This is a genomic window from Candidatus Angelobacter sp. (assembly GCA_035607015.1).
In the GTDB taxonomy this organism is placed as follows: domain Bacteria; phylum Verrucomicrobiota; class Verrucomicrobiia; order Limisphaerales; family AV2; genus AV2.
This window is the reverse complement of record DATNDF010000204.1, coordinates 1-2,635: the sequence shown is the minus strand read 5'-3', so window position 1 is coordinate 2,635 and position 2,635 is coordinate 1. Positions and strand designations below refer to the sequence as shown.

At 55.8% G+C, this 2,635-nt stretch carries 2 protein-coding genes; one reads left to right on the top strand and one right to left on the bottom strand.

All coding sequences use genetic code 11. The features are described 5' to 3' along the window. Positions 1-1,442 (top strand): TolC family protein (locus VN887_08335; protein ID HXT40016.1); only part of this gene is annotated, 1,442 nt, incomplete at its 5' end. Positions 1,443-1,561: 119 nt separating this feature from the next. On the opposite strand, the gene tyrS is transcribed toward VN887_08335, so the two are convergent. Beyond that, positions 1,562-2,635: tyrosine--tRNA ligase (gene tyrS / locus VN887_08330; protein ID HXT40015.1), on the bottom strand; the 1,074-nt coding region annotated here is incomplete at its 5' end.

The following is a 2,635-nucleotide window of genomic DNA, read 5'->3' as shown; positions in this document are numbered from 1 at the left end:
GCTACACGCAGGAATTCCACAGCGGAACTGTCTTCAATGTGCAGCTCAATAACAACAGAAGTTCGTCGTCGCCATCGGCGAACTTTTTCAATCCTGCCCTCACATCGGCTCTAGTTGCCCAAATTCAGCAGCCTTTGCTGAACGGCTGGGGGTTTTTGCCGCACACGCGCTTTATTCTCGAGGCCAAGAACAACACCAAGATCGGGCAGCTCCAGTTCGAAGAGACGGTGATCACCGAGATCACCCAGGTCCAGACACAATACTGGCTTCTGGTCTTTGACCGGCAGGCCGTCGAAGCCGCCAAGCAAACGCTGGCGGGTTACCAGCGGCTTTACGACGATGATCAGCGCCGGCTTAAGATTGGCACCGCGAGTCCCAGCGACGTTGTCTTCGCGGAGACGTTCATTGCTCAAGGCAATCAGATTTTGATCGGCGCGCAAGCCAATGAGAGTGTGCAAGAAGACGTCGTCCGCAACCTCATCACGAAGGACCCGTCGGACCCGAAGCTCAAGGGTGTAGAAATAGTACCGACAACGCCGCTCGAAGTAACACCTCAGGTCTCCGATGTCACGCTGGACGAGGCGGTCAAGGAGGCGTGGGCGAACCGGCCAGAGCTGCAAGTCGACCAGCTTACGCTGCGCAATGATCGGTATGACGTCCGGGCAACAAAGAACTCGCTCTTGCCAACGCTCACATTATCGGCGGAGTACGTCAGTGTGGGTTTGAGTGGGAACACAGCGGGGGCTTTCGTTCCCAACGGGACATTTTCGCCGGCGCTTACAGAACCCGTCGTCGATCAGAATGGAAATCCGGTGACTTCCAATGGCATCCCCATCTTCATAGGAGTGGCCAACGGCAGCGTCGGGGCCACGATCCCCGGAGGCATTGGCAGCGCTTACTCCCAGATCTTTCAAAACCGGTCGCCTGAATATGCTGCAAGCTTGAATCTGAACCTTCCGTTGCGCAATCGTTCTGCTCAGGCCGCGAATGCCCAGGATCAGTTGATTGAACGCAGAGATAAACTTTCCTACCAGCGGCAAAGGAGCACAATCTTCTCGAACGTGAGCGAGGCGCTGACAGCAGTCAAACTAGACGCAGCGCAGGTGGAACAAGCAACAAAGGCAACGGAACTGGCGCAACAATCGTACGACTACGAGGTGAAGAAGTTCAATTTTGGGAATTCGAACACATTCCAGATTGTTCAATACGTTTTGGTCCTGAACGGCTCGAAGCTGAGTGAACTACAGGCAAAGGCAAACTATGAAATCGCGCTCGCGAATCTCAATCAAGCTTTAGGGCGCACGTTGACGGCCAACAACATCACCATCGCCGATCATCGAAATGGTTCGATTGGGTTGAACGCCGGCACACCGCTGATTCCGGGCACAGTCGACGGCCGCTTGGCGGGAACCGATGGTTTCGATTCGGGGACGCGTAAATGAGGAGGGGAATCTGCTGTTGGGCGCGAACGCGCCGAAATGATTTTATTGCTCCCGGAATGAAATGCCTCAGGTCAGTCCCGACTGAAAACGTCGGGACGGGACCTGAGCTACAGAACCGGCTATTCGACGATGAGGCGGAGGAATTTCTTTTTTCCGGCGCGGAGGAGAAACGAGGCGGGCAGCGAGAAGTCGATTTCCTTTCTTACGTCGTCGACGCGCTTGCCGTCGATTTCGAAGCCTCCCTGCTTAATCAGGCGGTCCGCCTCTGCGATCGAATTTAGAACTTCTAGCATGACAAGAAGCTTAGTCCATTTTTCGCGGCCGGTGGCCGGTATGAAGAGCGTCCAAACCGTTGCGACACCGCTTCCGGTGCTGACTCGGACCGAGTCCGCCATAAGGCGTTGGATTCGATATTCAGGGACTTCTTCGGGCGCTTGGCGGTCGCGGAAGACGCGTTGAAATTCATCCTTGGCCGCGCGAGCGGCAGCTTCGCCGTGAAAAGTGGCGATGATGGTGTGGGCAAGCTGCATTTTGGCGTCCATGGGATGGAGGACGCCGGTGCGGACTTCTTCCTTCAGGCGCACGATGACGCGCTCTTCAAAATCAGTGAGCAGTTCGTAGTAAGACCACATCAAATCATCGGAGATGGACATGAGTTTGCCAAACATGTCTTTCGGCGCTTCGGTGATGCCGACGTAATTGCCGAGGCTCTTCGACATTTTTTTCGCGCCGTCGAGGCCGACGAGAATGGGCATGGTGAACACAACCTGCGGGGATAAACCGTACTCGCGCTGGATTTCGCGGTGCACCAGAATGTTGAACTTCTGCTCGGTGGCGCCCAGCTCGACGTCGGATTTGAGCTCGACGGCATCGCACGCGGTGAGCAACGGATAAAGCAACTCGTGAACGGAAATCGGCAGGTTTTTCTCGAGGCGGGAGCGGAAATCCTCGCGTTCGAGCATCCGCGCCAGGCGATAGTGCCCGCAAAGGCGCACCACGTCGTAACTTGACATCTTGCCGAGCCACTCGCTGTTGTAGCGGACTTCGGTTTTTTCCGGGTCGAGAATCTTGTAGACCTGCGCGAGATACGTTTTTGCGTTGGCGTCCACTTGCTCGCGCGAGAGCGGAGGGCGCGTTTCAGATTGTCCCGTGGGGTCACCGATCATGGCGGAAAAGTCGCCGATTAGAAAGAT